Annotated in this window: 14 protein-coding genes; 12 read left to right on the top strand and 2 right to left on the bottom strand. The window is 71.8% G+C overall.

From position 1 onward, the window contains the following. Positions 1–137: 137 nt before the first annotated feature. Positions 138–737 (bottom strand): RNA polymerase sigma factor, encoded by a 600-nt coding sequence (locus B5Y66_RS18865; protein WP_079576147.1) that lies wholly within the window; start codon positions 735–737, stop codon positions 138–140. A 193-nt stretch (positions 738–930) separates the two neighbouring features. Here B5Y66_RS18865 and B5Y66_RS18870 point away from each other — a divergent pair, with 193 nt between their 5' ends. Continuing rightward, positions 931–1,371: a hypothetical protein gene (locus B5Y66_RS18870; protein WP_139820989.1), complete on the top strand. Its 441-nt coding sequence runs from the start codon at positions 931–933 to the stop codon at positions 1,369–1,371. 211 nt (positions 1,372–1,582) lie between these two features. Further along, positions 1,583–2,494 carry a phosphotransferase enzyme family protein gene (locus tag B5Y66_RS18875; RefSeq protein WP_079576149.1) on the top strand — a complete coding sequence of 304 codons (912 nt, stop codon included), beginning with the start codon at positions 1,583–1,585 and terminating at the stop codon, positions 2,492–2,494. Between the two features lie 77 nt (positions 2,495–2,571). Here B5Y66_RS18875 and B5Y66_RS18880 read toward each other — a convergent pair whose 3' ends face one another. After that, complete coding sequence (locus tag B5Y66_RS18880) at positions 2,572–2,883, bottom strand: hypothetical protein (protein WP_139820990.1); 312 nt, start codon at positions 2,881–2,883, stop codon at positions 2,572–2,574. A gap of 194 nt (positions 2,884–3,077) precedes the next feature. On the opposite strand from B5Y66_RS18880, the gene B5Y66_RS18885 reads away from it, so the two are divergent. The 10 genes from B5Y66_RS18885 to B5Y66_RS18930 all read left to right on the top strand — a co-directional run bounded on the left by B5Y66_RS18885 (position 3,078) and on the right by B5Y66_RS18930 (position 14,858). Next, entirely contained in the window at positions 3,078–3,641 is a 564-nt protein-coding gene (locus tag B5Y66_RS18885; protein ID WP_217700854.1) for an RNA polymerase sigma factor, read from the top strand. 5 nt (positions 3,642–3,646) lie between these two features. Beyond that, the gene (locus tag B5Y66_RS18890; protein ID WP_245807240.1) at positions 3,647–4,633 is read left to right on the top strand and encodes a CU044_5270 family protein; all 987 of its coding nucleotides are present in this window, start codon (positions 3,647–3,649) and stop codon (positions 4,631–4,633) included. A gap of 616 nt (positions 4,634–5,249) precedes the next feature. Next, positions 5,250–5,663, top strand: a complete 414-nt coding sequence (locus B5Y66_RS18895) for a GNAT family N-acetyltransferase (protein ID WP_245807218.1) — start codon at positions 5,250–5,252, stop codon at positions 5,661–5,663. 478 nt (positions 5,664–6,141) lie between these two features. Further along, positions 6,142–9,501: an isoleucine--tRNA ligase gene (gene ileS / locus B5Y66_RS18900; protein ID WP_079576153.1), complete on the top strand. Its 3,360-nt coding sequence runs from the start codon at positions 6,142–6,144 to the stop codon at positions 9,499–9,501. Positions 9,502–9,645: 144 nt separating this feature from the next. Then, positions 9,646–10,134: a nitroreductase/quinone reductase family protein gene (locus B5Y66_RS18905; RefSeq protein ID WP_079576154.1), complete on the top strand. Its 489-nt coding sequence runs from the start codon at positions 9,646–9,648 to the stop codon at positions 10,132–10,134. A gap of 174 nt (positions 10,135–10,308) precedes the next feature. Further along, positions 10,309–11,613: a bifunctional folylpolyglutamate synthase/dihydrofolate synthase gene (locus B5Y66_RS18910; protein ID WP_176168938.1), complete on the top strand. Its 1,305-nt coding sequence runs from the start codon at positions 10,309–10,311 to the stop codon at positions 11,611–11,613. A 130-nt stretch (positions 11,614–11,743) separates the two neighbouring features. Beyond that, on the top strand, positions 11,744–12,739 hold the full coding sequence (gene dhaK / locus B5Y66_RS18915; RefSeq protein WP_079576156.1) for a dihydroxyacetone kinase subunit DhaK: 996 nt from the start codon (positions 11,744–11,746) through the stop codon (positions 12,737–12,739). A gap of 41 nt (positions 12,740–12,780) precedes the next feature. After that, positions 12,781–13,455: a dihydroxyacetone kinase subunit DhaL gene (gene dhaL, locus B5Y66_RS18920; protein WP_079576157.1), complete on the top strand. Its 675-nt coding sequence runs from the start codon at positions 12,781–12,783 to the stop codon at positions 13,453–13,455. After that, positions 13,452–14,192, top strand: coding sequence for a dihydroxyacetone kinase phosphoryl donor subunit DhaM (gene dhaM / locus B5Y66_RS18925; RefSeq protein WP_079576158.1), 741 nt, complete (start codon positions 13,452–13,454; stop codon positions 14,190–14,192). The genes dhaL and dhaM overlap by 4 nt, the downstream gene beginning before the upstream one ends. A gap of 57 nt (positions 14,193–14,249) precedes the next feature. Further along, the gene (locus tag B5Y66_RS18930) at positions 14,250–14,858 is read left to right on the top strand and encodes a TetR/AcrR family transcriptional regulator (RefSeq protein ID WP_079576159.1); all 609 of its coding nucleotides are present in this window, start codon (positions 14,250–14,252) and stop codon (positions 14,856–14,858) included. Positions 14,859–14,937 lie beyond the last annotated feature (79 nt).

Below are 14,937 nucleotides of genomic sequence, written 5' to 3' on the forward strand. Positions count from 1 at the left end.
GGGCTGTGACCTGCCGGGAGCTCGGGGTGTCGAGGCGATCGAGTCCTGCATTGACGACCAGACGCCGGTGCTGATCGGAGGCAGCTCCGACTGCCGGACGGGGTTCGTCGCTCGCAGTCGTGTCATCGGGTCCGTCATCATGCCTCCTCGCTCCATGTCGCGGCCCGCTGCTTCGTGACCGGCGTGGATGCCGCCGGGAGAGCGGCCGGCTGCTCGCTCTGCGCGATTACCGACATCTGCTGGGCCAGACGCTTGCGCGCGCGGTGGAGCCGCACCCGCACCGCGCCGCGCGAGACGCCGAGGACCAAGGCGATCTCATCGCGCGCGAGCTCCTCCCACGCCACCAGGCGCAAGATCTCGCGGTCGTCGTCAGGCAGGCTCGCCATCGCCCGCTCGACGTCGTCGAGGCGTGATGCGCGGCGAGGCACCTCGAAGCCGCGGAGGTCCTCGCGCAGCCTCTCGGCCAGCGCGATCCGACGCCGTTCGCCGCGTTGATGATTGGCCAACACACCCCGGGCCACACCGAAAAGCCAGGGCCGCGCATCCTCGCCCGGAGGGACCTCATCGAGACGGCGCCACGCGATGAGGAACGTCTCGGCGACGACGTCCGCAGCGTCCTCCGGCACCGCGAGCCGGCGCACCGCGTAGGCGAGCAACGGCAGGCGCGTGGCCCCGAAGATCGACGCGAACCTCTCGTTCGCCGTCTCCGGCTCCTGCTGCGGCGGCTGCCGACCCATCGATGGCCCTCCCTGGCTTCCCGTGTCACCTCTACATGTCCGGCGACCCGCGAAGCGTTACAGGAGAATGGCTCAGACTCCGGCTCACTGACTGTTCGGCGTTCATGAACTATGTCCCCGAAGGGGTCAAGGATGGGAGCGAGGCAGGCAGTCCTCAGACCTGCGGAATCAACCGGTGGCAGACTGTCCGAGCATGAGGCGCTGGAGCTGGCTGACCACAGGCACGATCGGTGCGGTAGTTCTCGTGACGGCCGCGGGTTGTGCGAGTGGTGACTCATCGGGAGCAGCTTCCTGCGCCGCACCCGAGCTCTCATGGTCCAAGCAGGCGGCCGCCCCGGGCGAGGTGGTGACACTCGAGGGCACGGCGATGGTGATGGGCTGCGACGACACCGGCGCCGGTGAGTCGGCACAGCCGATGCGCATCACGGCGGCAGAAGTGTTCGTCGACGGCGAAGCGTTCTCCGCGCCGAAGGTTGCCGATGAGGTCGTCGCTACGGACTCTGGCCTGCTCCAGATGCAAGTCGCGGTACCCGACGACGTTCCTGACGGCGCCGAGCTGACTGTTGAGATCACCGAAAGCGGGGGTGCCGTTGTGCGCTCCAACGAACTCTCGGTCGCAAGCGACGGCGCGTAGGCGCGCACGCGGCCTGACCGGACGACGCACGGCCAGCGTCCCAACCAGCCCGACACGTCGCGCGACGTCAGCACAAGGCCGCCCTGGCAGTGGAGTTTTGAAACATCCAGAACCCGATTCTGACGCGCACCAGAATCGGTCAGTTTTGGAGCATCGGGTGCCGTTGTGAATCTCCTACAGTCTTCGTCTGCCCTGTGCTGAGATCGAAGCCGTGACTCCCGACGACTTGGCCCAGGCCGTCCCTGCGTTGATCGCCCACCGGCCGGGTGTCCGGGTGCTTGGCGTGCGGTCGACCGCCAGCGGGATGAACTCGGTGACGGTCGCCGTCACGCTGAGCATCGGGCGGTTCGTCGCGAAGTGGGTGCCGGCCTCCGAGCGGGACGGGCTCAGGAGCGGCGCCTATGCCGCACAGGAGATGACCGCGGGCGGCCTGCGGGCAGGCGCACCGCTGGAGTTGCAGGACGGCGAGGTCACCGCTCCACTCGCCGACGGTGAGGTCGCGCTGTTGGAGGAGGTGCCCGGGAGCCCGCTCACGGCGGACGACGGCAACCAGGAGGCGTGGGGTGCAGCGCTCGGGCGTGCACACCGGATCGCCCCCCGCAGCGAACAAGGCACGTTCTTCGGCTGGGTCGAAGAAGAAGGCATGAACCCGGCGCGGGAGACCTGGGTCCGCCTGGCTGCCACTCGAGTCCTCGAAGAAGTTCGATCGGCGGGCGGCATCTCCTGGGTTCAGCTCCACACCGATCCGGCGCCGGAAGCCTTTCTCCGGGATAACACCTCCGGCGAGGTCGGGGTGATCGACTGGACCGGTTCCGTCCCCGGACCGGCCCTGTACGACGTCGCGTCCGCCGTGATGTACGCCGGCGGACCGGCCAAGGCGGCTCGCCTACTAGAGGCGTACCTCGACACCAGCCGAATGCCAGCGACCGAGGTCACTGAGCTCCTCGACACCTACCGCCGCTTTCGCGCCCTCGTGCAGGCGGTGTACTTCTCGATCAGGCTCGCGCGGTCCGACCTCACCGGCATCGTCTCGCAGGCCGAGAACACCGCGGGACTTCATGACGCGCGCGAGATGCTCCTTGACTTGGGCGTCCTCCCCAAGAGCACAGCGCGCTGCGCGTGAGGTTTCGAAACCTCCAGCACCTGGTTCTGGTGCCCCTCAGAATCGGTCGGTTCTGCCCCGCACGCGTCGACCCGCGCTCAGGTAAAGTCCGCCCAATTTGGATGCTCGCGCACGTACTCGTCGACGGTTTGCCCGATCACCCACTCGCCCTCGGTCATGTCGGCGGTCGTCCAGGCGACCGTGCCTGGCTCGAGGTCGTCAATGAGCCTCGCTTCGGACGCTGTCGCAATGCGGTAGGACTTCCCGCTGAGGCCGACGTCCCGCAGGAACCTCCGGGCCCTGGTGAGACTGTCCGCGCGGACGACGGCAAGCGAGGGCAGCAGGTGTTGAGTCGACGAGCGACCCAGGTCGCCATGGCTCTTGAGTTCGTGGAAGTAGAAGGTCTTCATCGGGTGCATCCCGTCCTTGCGCTGGCCACGGACTCATCCTTCCAGCAGCGCCCGCAGGCACCACAGGTCAGGTGTCACGCTCCGAAATCGGTCAGTTCTGCGCCGCCTCGCCGACCTGTCGAGATTCGACAAGAACGGGTGTTGCACCTGAGCTCCCCGGAACGATGTAGGGGTGTGAGACAGAGGATGAGTCCGTGACGGCGCCCCCCGACATGGTGTTCAGCGAGGTCTTCCGGGCGCTGTATCCGGACGTGCTGAGGTTCGTGCAGCGGCGCACCGATCCGGACGTCGCTGAGGATCTCGTGGCCGAGGTCTTCGCTATCGCGTGGAGCCGGTGGGCCGACGTGCCGCGTGAGGTGCGCCCGTGGTTGTTCGGCGTTGCCCGCAACGTGATCGCCGAGGACCGCCGCTCTCACGGCCGGCGGAATCGCCTCGCGCTTCGGATCGGGGCCGAGCGTGAGCTGCCACGGGATGCCATCGCCCTCGCGACGGCGACGGTGGACCTTCACGTCGCGTGGAGTCGCCTGAGCGAGGCCGACCGCGAGGCGCTGGCCCTGGTCGCGTGGGACGGGCTCACCGGTCGCGAGGCCGCCCAAGTCCTGGGCTGCACGCGTGCCGCCTTCTCGGTGCGCCTGTCCCGAGCGCGCCGCCGCCTCAAGCGCCTGCTCGCCGACATCGAACCCGAACCTCACGTCGACCCTGCACCGTGGCCCGGCCGGCGAGCGAACCCCGGCGTCGTGGAAGGAACACAGCCGTGAACCTCATGACCGAAGACCCCACACTGCGCCGTCTTGCCGGCGCCAACCCCGCGCCCACCGCTCCGCTGAGCCCCGCGGAGACGGCCCGGGCCGAGGCGATCCTGGAACGCATTATGGCCCGCCCGGAGACTGCGGGCCGCCCCGCCACGCAACGGCGGCGCTGGTGGGCCCGCGCGGCCGCCGCTGGCACGGCCCTCGCGGCCGTCATCGCCGCCGGCGTGCTCGGCACCGCTCCCGCCTCGGCCGAGCTGGTGCTGCTCGAAGCGGCGGGCAACGCCGCCAGCCAGCCCGTCGGAGACGGCGAGTACTGGTACGTGCACGAGCAGGTAGTCGACTCGGGGATGGGACCCGACGAGATCGGCCCATACGACCGCGAGGTCTGGCGGTCGCGCGACACCTTCATCATCAGGAGCGAAGAGTCCGCAGCTCGCGCCGCCGCGGAGCATGGGGACTCGGCGTTCGACCTGTCCCTCGTGCGGGTGCGCGACCTCTCCGACGCCGTCGAAGGTGGCGGCACACCAGGGTTCGGGGGGAACCCGCAGTACACGTGGGACGAGCTCGGCGACCTGCCGACCGATCCTTCAGCGCTGGCCGAGGAACTCGCGCTTGGGCTTCCTACGAGTGGACACGGCCACGACTGGGACGTGTGGAGCCAGGCCGTGAGCCTGCTTCAGGGCAGCCCTGCCCGTCCCGAGCTGCGCCGCGCGCTGTGGCAGGTCCTCGCCGGTATCCCCGGCGTCGAGCTGGTCGGTCGCGCCTCTGACTCCGCAGGGCGTGATGCTACGGCGATCCGTGCCGACTTCGCGGATCTCGGTGGCGAGGAACTTCTGCTCGACCCGGCCAGCGGCGCGCTGCTCGAGACCCGCCTCTCCGACGGCGAGGGCACTGTCCTTCTGAGCACCACCGTGCTCGACCAGGGCCCCCGAGACACCGCACCGGTGGCCGAGCCGCCTCTCTGCGGTCCGGGGTCGGTTCCCGATAAGTCGTGCTGAGCGCCGCGAGGGCGTTTCGAAACCTCCAGAACCTGATTCTGAGCGACTCCAGAATCGGTACGTTCTGCGTGGTCTCGCCGACCTGTCGAGGAGCGACAGGAACCGGCGGCCGCCTTGCGGGGTCAGCCCATGACGCTTCCGCCGGGAGGCGGAGGGGGCCCTGCATCCTTGGGCCAGGTCACCTTCGAACCGGGCTCCGGCCACTCGGGCGGACGGTAGGCACGCCCTTCCCGGCGGGCGCGGCGTGCTGCAGCGCGGCGAAGCCAGGTCTCCTTGAGCCTCGCGACCTTGCCCATGTCGTTCAACCAGCCCTTCGTGCTCCTTCGCGTGACTCAGGCTACTCGCGCCTGGTCCTGACCACGAGGTAGACGCCCGAGTCGCTGGGAGTCTCTGTAGGGGTTTCGAAACCTCCAGAACCCGATTCTGAGCGACTCCAGAATCGGTCGGTTCTGAACCGTTTCGCGTGGTTGTCGAGAACAACCAAATTGCTCGACGGCGGGCTGAGGGACGCGGAAGGATGGCCGCCATGCCACCAGGCCCCGCTGTACCCGCCGCTGTTCGTCCCGCGACGCCCGACGACGCAGCCGGGTGCGCGTTCGTCCACCACACGTCATGGGTGGAGACCTACTCCGAACTGCTCCCGACAGATCACTGGGAGTCCGACACCCTCGAACGGCGCACCGCGACATGGCAGCGCTGGCTCCAGGGAGACCTGACCGCCATCGTCGCGGAGTCCGGTGGGCAGGTCGTGGGAGTCGCCTTCGGCAGCGTGGGGCGCAAGATCGGGACACACGAGCCCGTGCGCGACCGCGAGCTCTGGCTCCTGTATGTCCTGGAGGCACACCACGGGACGGGCACGGGCCAAGCGCTGCTCGACACAGCCCTACCCCCGGAGTCGCCCGCCCAGCTCTGGGTGGTCGAGGAGAACCCGCGGGCGCGGCGCTTCTACGAGCGCAACGGGTTCGTGCCCGACGGGGCCCGATTCGTCGACGAGCGTCTCGACCTCGCCGAGGTTCGCCACGTGCGTTAGCAGCCGCGGGAGCTTCGAAACTGTCAGAACCCGATTCTGGTTGGCCCCAGAATCGGTGGTTTCTGACTGCGTCGTCTCTGACCGCTGTGGCCCTGGCGCTATGCCCTGCGCGAGCCCTCGCCCTCGGTCGAGGGCCGGTCAGGATGCATAGCCGGAGGATCGTGCAATCTACGTGGCATCTCGACAGGCGCGACGGCGGGACGATCTCGCTTGCGCGCCTGGCTACCATGGAGGCACAGGCGTCGACCCGGCCATCACCGGCGAGCCTCCGGAAGAACGGAGCGGCCCCCGCTCTCAGTAGAACCGGACGGGTAGGCCCGTCACAGCCGTGAACGAGCGGCGGGCGTCAGCACGATCGACGTCCGCAAGCGGGGTGGTACCGCGGTGACCGCGTCCTTCGGGGCGGGGGAGTCGTCCTCGCACGGCAGCACGACCCTCACCAGCCGGCCCGTACCACCGTCCGCACAGGAGCCCACCCATGGCCTATCCGCAGCACCGCTCGTCCGACCAGCAGCCCGGCGCCGCCTTCGGTATCGCCGGAGTGCCCGCTTCCCCGGACCTGCCGGCGATCGAGCGTGAGGTGCTGGACTTCTGGGCCGCCGACGACACGTTCCGCGCATCCGTCGCGAAGAACCCGGCGGGCGAGAACGGCAGCAACGAGTTCGTCTTCTACGACGGCCCGCCGTTCGCCAACGGGCTGCCGCACTACGGCCACCTCCTCACGGGCTACGCGAAGGACGTCGTGCCGCGCTACCAGACGATGCGTGGCAAGCACGTGGAGCGCCGGTTCGGCTGGGACACGCACGGCCTGCCCGCCGAGCTCGAGGCGATGAGCCAGCTCGGCATCAAGACCAAGGACGAGATCCTCGAGCTGGGGATCGAGAAGTTCAACGCCGCGTGCCGCGCCTCGGTGCTGAGGTACACGTCCGACTGGCGCGACTACGTCACGCGCCAGGCGCGCTGGGTCGACTTCGACCACGACTACAAGACGCTCAACGCCACCTACATGGAGTCGGTGCTGTGGGGCTTCAAGAAGCTCTACGACGCGGGCCTCGTCTACGAGGACTTCCGTGTGCTGCCGTACTGCTGGAACGACCAGACGCCGCTGAGCAACCACGAGCTGCGCATGGACGACGACGTCTATCAGACGCGCCAGGACCCGGCCGTGACCGTCGGCTTCGACGTCGTCACCGCGCCCGCAGGCCAGGAGGCGGTGCGGCCCGGAGACAAGCTCCTCATCTGGACGACGACGCCCTGGACCCTGCCCTCCAACCTGCTCGTCATGGTCGGTCCGGACATCGAGTACGTCGTCGTGGAGTCGTCCTTCACCGGCACGCCGCAGCGGTACGTGCTCGCCGAGGGCCGCGTGGACGCGTACGCCCGCGAGCTGACCGACGAGGGCGAGGACGCGCCGCGCGTCGTCGGCCGCCTGCGGGGCCGGGACCTGCTGCAGACCTCCTACGTGCCGCCGTTCTCCTACTACGAGGGCCGGGAGCGCGCGCACCGCGTGGTCGAGGCGGACTTCGTCACGACGACGGACGGCACCGGCCTGGTGCACAGCGCCGGCGCGTTCGGCGAGGACGACAAGGTCGTCTGCGACCGCGAGGGCGTCGCGTCCGTCATGCCGGTGGGCGCCGACGGCAAGTTCACGCACCCGGTCGACGAGTACGCGGGCCTGCAGGTCTTCGACGCCAACCTGCCGATCATCGACCACCTCAAGGCCCGCACCCGCGGGGAGGCCGACGCCGGTTCCACGACGTCGGGCACGGTGCTCCTGCGCCGCGAGTCGTACGCGCACTCGTACCCGCACTGCTGGCGCTGCCGGCAGCCGCTCATGTACATGGGCGTGTCGTCGTGGTTCGTCGAGGTCACCAAGATCAAGGAGCGCATGCTCGAGCTCAACGAGGAGATCTCGTGGACGCCCGAGCACATCCAGCACGGCCAGTTCGGCAAGTGGCTGGAGAACGCCCGCGACTGGTCGATCACCCGCAACAGGTTCTGGGGCTCGCCCGTGCCGGTGTGGAAGTCGGACGACCCGGCGCACCCGCGCCTCGACGTGTACGGGTCGCTGGCGGAGATCGAGCGCGACTTCGGGCGCCTGCCCCTGAACGCCGACGGCGAGCCGGACCTCCACCGCCCGTTCGTCGACGACCTGGTGCGGCCGAACCCGGACGACCCGACCGGCCGGTCCACGATGCGCCGCGTCGAGGACGTCATGGACGTGTGGGTGGACTCGGGTTCCATGCCGTACGCCCAGGTGCACTACCCGTTCGAGAACGCGGACTGGTTCGAGCACCACTACCCGGGCGACTTCATCGTCGAGTACATCGGCCAGACCCGCGGCTGGTTCTACACGCTGCACGTGCTGGCCACGGCGCTGTTCGACCGGCCCGCGTTCCGCAGCGCCGTCTCGCACGGCATCGTGCTGGGCTCCGACGGCCGCAAGATGAGCAAGTCCCTGCGCAACTACCCGGACGTCTCGGAGGTCTTCGACCGCGACGGCTCGGACGCGATGCGCTGGTTCCTCATGGCCAGCCCGATCCTGCGCGGCGGCAACCTCGTCGTCACGGAGGACGGCATCCGCGACGCCGTGCGCCAGGTGCTGCTGCCGCTGTGGAGCACGTACTACTTCTTCACCCTGTACGCGAACAGCGCTGCGGAGGGCGACGGGTACGTCGCAAAGCCCGTCACGGCCGAGCGGGTCCCCGGCCTGCCGGCCCTCGACCGCTACCTGCTGGCGCGCACGCACGACCTCGTCGCGACGGTCACGGCGCAGCTCGACGCCTACGACATCGCCGGCGCCTGCGAGTCGGTGCGCGAGCACCTCGACGTCCTCACCAACTGGTACGTGCGCACCCAGCGGGACCGCTTCTGGGACGAGGACGCCGACGCGTTCGACACCCTGTACACGGCGCTCGAGACGCTGACCCGGGTCATGGCGCCGCTCGCCCCGCTGCTGGCGGAGGAGGTCTGGCGGGGCCTCACCGGCGGCCGCTCCGTGCACCTGACGCACTGGCCGGCCAGCACCCAGGAGGTCGGGGAGCGGTTCGAAGGCGCCGACGGCGTCTACGCCAAGGGTGTGCGTCAGGTGCCGGAGGCGGCGCTCGTGCGCGACGACGACCTGGTCGCCGCGATGGACGAGGTCCGCGCCGTCGTGTCCAGCGCGCTCGCGCTGCGCAAGGCGCACCAGCTGCGCGTGCGCCAGCCGCTGGCCCGACTCACCGTGGCGGTGCCGGACCCGGCGGCGCTCGCGGACTACGTCGGTCTGCTGACCACGGAGCTCAACGTCAAGGCGGTCGACCTCGTCGTGGCGGACGCGGATGCGTCCGAGCGGTTCGGCATCACCGAGCGCCTGGCCGTCAACGCGCGCGCCGCGGGCCCGCGCCTGGGCCGCGGCGTCCAGGCGGTCATCAAGGCGGCCAAGTCGGGGGCGTGGGCCCGCGACGAGAACGGCCTCGTGGTCGTGACGACCGACGACGGCCCCGTCGAGATGCTGGAGACCGAGTACGAGCTCACCACCGTCGTGGGCGACGCGGCGGGCGAGCACGTGGCCGCGTCGGTGCTGCCCGGCGGCGGGTTCGTCGTCCTGGACCTCGCGCTCGACGACGCCCTGCGGGCCGAGGGCTACGCCCGCGACGTCGTCCGCGACGTGCAGGACGCCCGCAAGGCCGCCGGCCTCGAGGTGAGCGACCGCATCGCCCTCGAGCTCGACGTCCCCGCGGAGCACCTCGGCGCGGTCGAGGCGCACCGCGAGCTCATCGCGCGCGAGACGCTCGCCGTCGACCTCACCGTGGCCGCCGGCGACGGTGAGCGCGTGGTGCGGGTCGCCAAGCGCTGACGCCACCGCGCGTCTCCGTCGGTCCGGATTCGAGCAGCGGATCCGGACCGACGGAGACGCTCGGGCACCCGGGCGTCCGCGGGTGCGCCGGACTACGCTGGTGCTCCCCGGCGCGTCGGCGCCGGCCCTCGCGAGGAGCCAGCCATGGGCAGCAAGCACGCGACGCCCGCCCCCGAGAACGGCCGGCCCTTCGTGCCGCCGCGCTGGTTCGTGCGGTCGGCGTGGGCGTTCCAGCGCGCCGGCTACCGGCTCACCCGCGGTCGATGGCCGCTGCGCCGGCCCGTGCCGGACGGGAAGTTCGGCATGCTGCGCCTGCGCGTCGTCGGGCGGCGCAGCGGGCAGGAGCGCGCCGTGATCCTCGGCTACGTCGAGGACGACGGCCGGTACGTGACGCTGGCGATGAACGGCTGGGGCGACCCGCCGCCCGCCTGGTGGCTCAACCTGCGCGCGCATCCCGACGCCGTCGTCGACACCGTCGACGGCCCGCGGCCCGTCCGGGGGGCGGCGGCGCAGGGGGAGGAGCGGGAGCGGCTGTGGGACCTCGTCGGCCGCCACCAAGGCTGGGGCGAGATCGACCGGTTCGCCGCGCACCGGGCCGGCGAGACCCCGGTCGTGGTGCTCGCCCCACGCTGACGCCGGGGCTTACCCCGAGCACGCACCGCATATCCTCGGACGGTGACCCCCGACGCTGAGCACCAGTCCTCGTCCGCCGCGCGCAAGGCCCGCACGGCCGAGCTCCAGGCCGCCCGACGTGCGGCGGAGGACGCCGTCGCGGCGGAGTCGCTGCGCGAGGTCTACGCCGAGATCATGTCGCGCGCGCCGGAGCACGACATCGACCCGACGCTCGACCGCGTGCGACGCGTGCTCGAGCTGCTCGGGGACCCGCAGCACGCGTTCCGCGCGATCCACCTCACGGGCACCAACGGCAAGTCGTCGACGGCGCGCATGACGGAGCGCCTGGTGCGCGAGCACGGGCTGCGCACCGGCCTGTTCACCTCGCCCCACCTCACGAGCGTCACCGAGCGGATCCAGGTGGACGGCGAGCCGCTGAGCGCCGCCCGGTTCGTCGAGGTGTGGGAGGACGTCGCGCCCTACATCGGCGTGGTCGACCGCGAGTCGCAGGAGACCGGCGGCCCGCGCCTGAGCTTCTTCGAGGTGCTGACGGTGATGGCGGTCGCCGCCTTCGCGGACGCTCCCGTGGACGTGGCGGTGGTCGAGGTCGGCATGGGCGGCCGGTGGGACTCCACCAACGTCGTCGACGGCGAGGTCGCCGTGCTCACGCCCGTCGGTATCGACCACGAGCGCTGGCTCGGCTCCACCCTCGCCGAGATCGCCACGGAGAAGTCGGGCATCGTCAAGGAGCGTGCCACCGTGGTCAGCGCCCAGCAGGAGGTCGTGGTCGACGAGATCCTGCGCGAGCGCGCCGCCGAGGTCTCGGCGCACCTGCTGCGGGAAGGCGTGGAGCTGGAGGTCGCCGGGCGCCGGGTGGCCGTCGGCGGCCAGCTCGTGGACCTGCGCACGCCCGCCGGCCTGTACACCGAGGTGCTGGTGCCGCTGCACGGCGCGTTCCAGGCGCACAACGCGCTGCTCGCGCTCGCCGCGGTGGAGGCGCTGCTCGGCGGGCGCGCCCTCGACGGCGGCGTCGTGGAGACGGCGTTCGCCGACGTCGTCGTGCCGGGCCGTCTCGAGGTGGTGCGCTCCAGCCCCACGGTGATCGTCGACGCGGCGCACAACCCGCACGGGGCCGAGGCGCTGGTCGGCGCGCTGGAGGAGGAGTTCGACCTGTCGCGCCTGGTCGGCGTCGTCGCGGTCATGGCGGACAAGGACGTGGAGGGCCTGCTGGCGACGCTCGAGCCGGCGCTCACCGACCTCGTGCTCACGCGGAACTCGTCGGCCCGCTCGGCCGACCCCGAGGACCTGCTCGAGGTGGCGCAGGAGATCTTCGGCGAGGACCGGGTGCGGACGGCCGCGCGGCTGGACGAGGCGCTGCAGGTCGCGGCCGACCTCGCCGAGAGCGGTGACCAGGTGGGCGTCGGCACGGGGCGGGGCATCCTGGTCACGGGTTCGGTCATCACCGTGGCGGACGCGCGGATCCTGCTCGGGCGCGGCTGACGGCGCCCGCCCGGGCCGCCGCACGATCACCCGCTCGCGGTGCCTGGGGGTGCTGCGTGGCGTGCCCGCCGGGTGTTGGATGGGGGCAGGCCGCCACGGTGCGCGGCGGCGCCAGGCGAGGAGGCACGACATGAAGAAGCTGCTCGACGACCCCGCGGACGCGGTCACCGACTCGCTCACGGGATTCGGGCTGGCCCACGCCGGCCTGGTGCAGGTGCACACGGAGCCCGTGTACGTCTCCCGCGCCGGCGGGCCAGTCCCCGGCAAGGTGGGCCTCGTCAGCGGCGGCGGCTCCGGGCACGAGCCGCTGCACGCCGGGTTCGTGGGCGACGGGATGCTGGACGCGGCGGTGCCCGGCGCGGTGTTCACCTCGCCGACGCCGGACCAGATCGTCCCGGCCGTGCTGGGCGCGGACTCGGGCGCCGGCGTCGTCGCGATCGTGAAGAACTACACGGGCGACGTCCTCAACTTCGAGACGGCGGTGGAGCTCGTCGAGGCCGAGGGGTCGCAGGTCGCGACGATCCTCGTCAACGACGACGTCGCCGTCGAGGACTCGTTGTACACCGCGGGCCGGCGTGGTGTGGCCGGCACGGTGTGCGTGGAGAAGATCGCGGGTGCCGCGGCGGCGCGCGGCGACGACCTCGGCGCGGTGACGGAGATCGCCGGGCGGGTGGTGGCGAACGTGCGCAGCATGGGCGTCGCCCTGACCGCCTGCACGGTGCCGCACGTCGGCAAGCCGTCCTTCGACCTGCCCGACGACGAGGTCGAGATCGGCATCGGCATCCACGGCGAGCCCGGGCGGCATCGCATCCCGTTCGCGGGCGCGCGCGAGATCACGCGCAGCCTCCTCGATCCCGTCGCCGACGACCTGCACCTGGCCGGGGGCGAGGACGTGCTGCTGTTCGTCAACGGGATGGGCGGCACCCCGCTGTCCGAGCTCTACGTCGTCTATGGTCGAGCGCGCGGGCTGCTCGAGGAGCGCGGCGTCACCGTCTCCCGGTCGCTCGTGGGCAACTACGTGACGTCGCTGGAGATGCAGGGCGCGTCGATCACGCTGCTGCGGCTGGACGACGAGCTGCGGGAGCTGTGGGACGCGCCGGTGCGGACGGCGGCGTTGCACTGGTGACGGGCGCCGCGGGGCGCCCCGAGGCGAGGAGGCGTGCGGTCATGGGGCTCGACGTGGCTTGGGCGGAACGTTGGGTGCGACGCACCGCCGACGCCGTGGCGGGGGCGAAGGACGAGCTCACCGAGCTCGACCGCCAGATCGGGGACGGCGACCACGGGGAGAACCTGAACCGCGGGTTCCAGGCGGTGCTGGCCAAGCTGGACGAGCCGGGCGCCCCGGAGCGCGCGGACGTCGGTGACGTGCTGATGCTCGTCGCGACCACCCTCATGTCGAAGGTCGGGGGTGCCTCCGGCCCGCTGTACGGGACGGCGTTCCTGCGGGCGGCGAAGCGGTCCGCCCGCCCGAGCATCGACGAGTCCGGCGTCGTCGTCCTGCTGGACGCCGCCCTCGAGGGCGTGACGTCGCGCGGCAAGGCGCAGGTGGGGGAGAAGACGATGGTCGACGCCCTCGCGCCGGCGGTCGAGGCAGCCACGGCCGCCGCCGACGCCGGGAGCGATCCGGTCGAGGTGCTGCGGGCCGCGGCGGACGCGGCCGACGCCGGGGCGACGGGCACGATCCCGCTCGTGGCGACCAAGGGTCGTGCCTCGTACCTGGGGGAGCGGAGCGCGGGCCACGAGGACCCGGGGGCGCGCTCGACGGCGCTCCTGCTGCGCGCCGCGCTCGACGCGGCGCTGGACGGCGTGCCGGACGGGGTCGCGGGAGCGGACGCGGAGTGAGCGTCGGGCTGCTGCTGGTCTCCCACTCGGTGCGGCTCGCCGAAGGGGCGGCCGAGCTGGCCCGCGAGATGGCTCCCGACGTCGTCGTCGACCACGGTGCCGGTGACGCCGACGGCGGTCTGGGTACCTCGCTGGAGGTCGTCCAGGGCGCACTGGAGCGGGTGCTGCCCGGCGTGGACGGCGTCGTCGTGCTCGCGGACCTCGGCTCCGCCGTCCTCACGGTCGAGACGGCGCTGGAGCTCGACGACGACCTCGCGGGACGCGTGCGGCTCGCCGACGCGCCGTTCGTCGAGGGGGCTGTCGCCGCGGCCGTCGCGGCGCAGCAGGGAGCGGGCCTCGACGTGGTGCTCGCCGCGGCCGAGGGAGCGGGGGCGCCGGCGCCGCCCGCGGCCCCCGCTGCCGCTGCGGCCCCCGCTGCCGCTGCGGCCCCCGCTGCCGCTGCGGCCGCCGCTACCGCCACGGCGGCGGGCGCTGGCGAGGACGCGGTGACGGCGCGGGTCGTGGTCCGCAACCCGCTGGGCCTGCACGCCCGCCCGGCGGCGGTGGTGGCGCGGGCCGCGGCGGCCTTCGGCGGTCCGGTGACCCTGCAGGGCGTGGACGCGACGAGCGTGCTGCAGCTCATGGCGCTCGGCACGGCGGCCGGGACCGAGGTCGAGGTGTCCGCGCGCGGGGCCGACGCGCACGACGCGGTGGCGACGGTCGTGGGGCTGATCGAGGGCGGCTTCGGCGAGGTGTGACCACGCTCACAGAAGATTGCACTTGGTGCAATATTGCAGTGGGTGCATGATTGTCCGGTGACCCCTCCCGCCGGCGACCTCGGACTGCGTGAGCGCAAGAAGCGCGCGCGCACGGACGCGATCGTCGAGTCCGCCCAACGGCTCGTGCTCGAGCGCGGGCTCGACGCGGTCACGGTGGAGGAGATCGCCGAGGCGGCCCAGATCTCGCCCCGCACGTTCTTCAACTACTTCGAGTCGAAGGACGACGCGGTGCTCGGTCAGGGCTCCTTCGAGCCGAGCGCCGAGACCCGCGAGACGTTCGCGGCAGGCGGCCCCCACGGGCGGCTGGTGGCGGACCTCGAGGTGCTCGTCCGGTCGCTGCTCGCCGCCTTCGCCGGCCCCGGCAAGCACCAGGGCGAGCAGATGATGGAGATCCTGCAGCTCGAGCCGCGGCTGCTCGGCCGGCACTTCGCCTGGTTCGAGCGGCACAAGGCCCAGGTCGTCGCGTTGTTCGAGCGGCGGCACGAGTCGGCACCCCTGCCGGCGGACCCCGAGATGTGCGCGATGGTCGTCTTCGTCCTCGCGCGAGCCGCGATGGACGACTGGGCACGCACCGGTCACGAGGGCGACGTCGGCGACCACGTGTCGCGAGTCGTCGGCCAGCTCACCGCGGTGCTCACGTCCTGAGCAACGGGCCGTCCCGCCCGTACCCCGTCACCCGCAGTCCCGCACCACAGCCCCCGTCACTACCCCGGCGCCCCCGCGC

Origin of the sequence: Krasilnikoviella flava (assembly GCF_900167525.1) — a bacterium.
Taxonomy (GTDB): domain Bacteria; phylum Actinomycetota; class Actinomycetes; order Actinomycetales; family Cellulomonadaceae; genus Isoptericola; species Isoptericola flavus.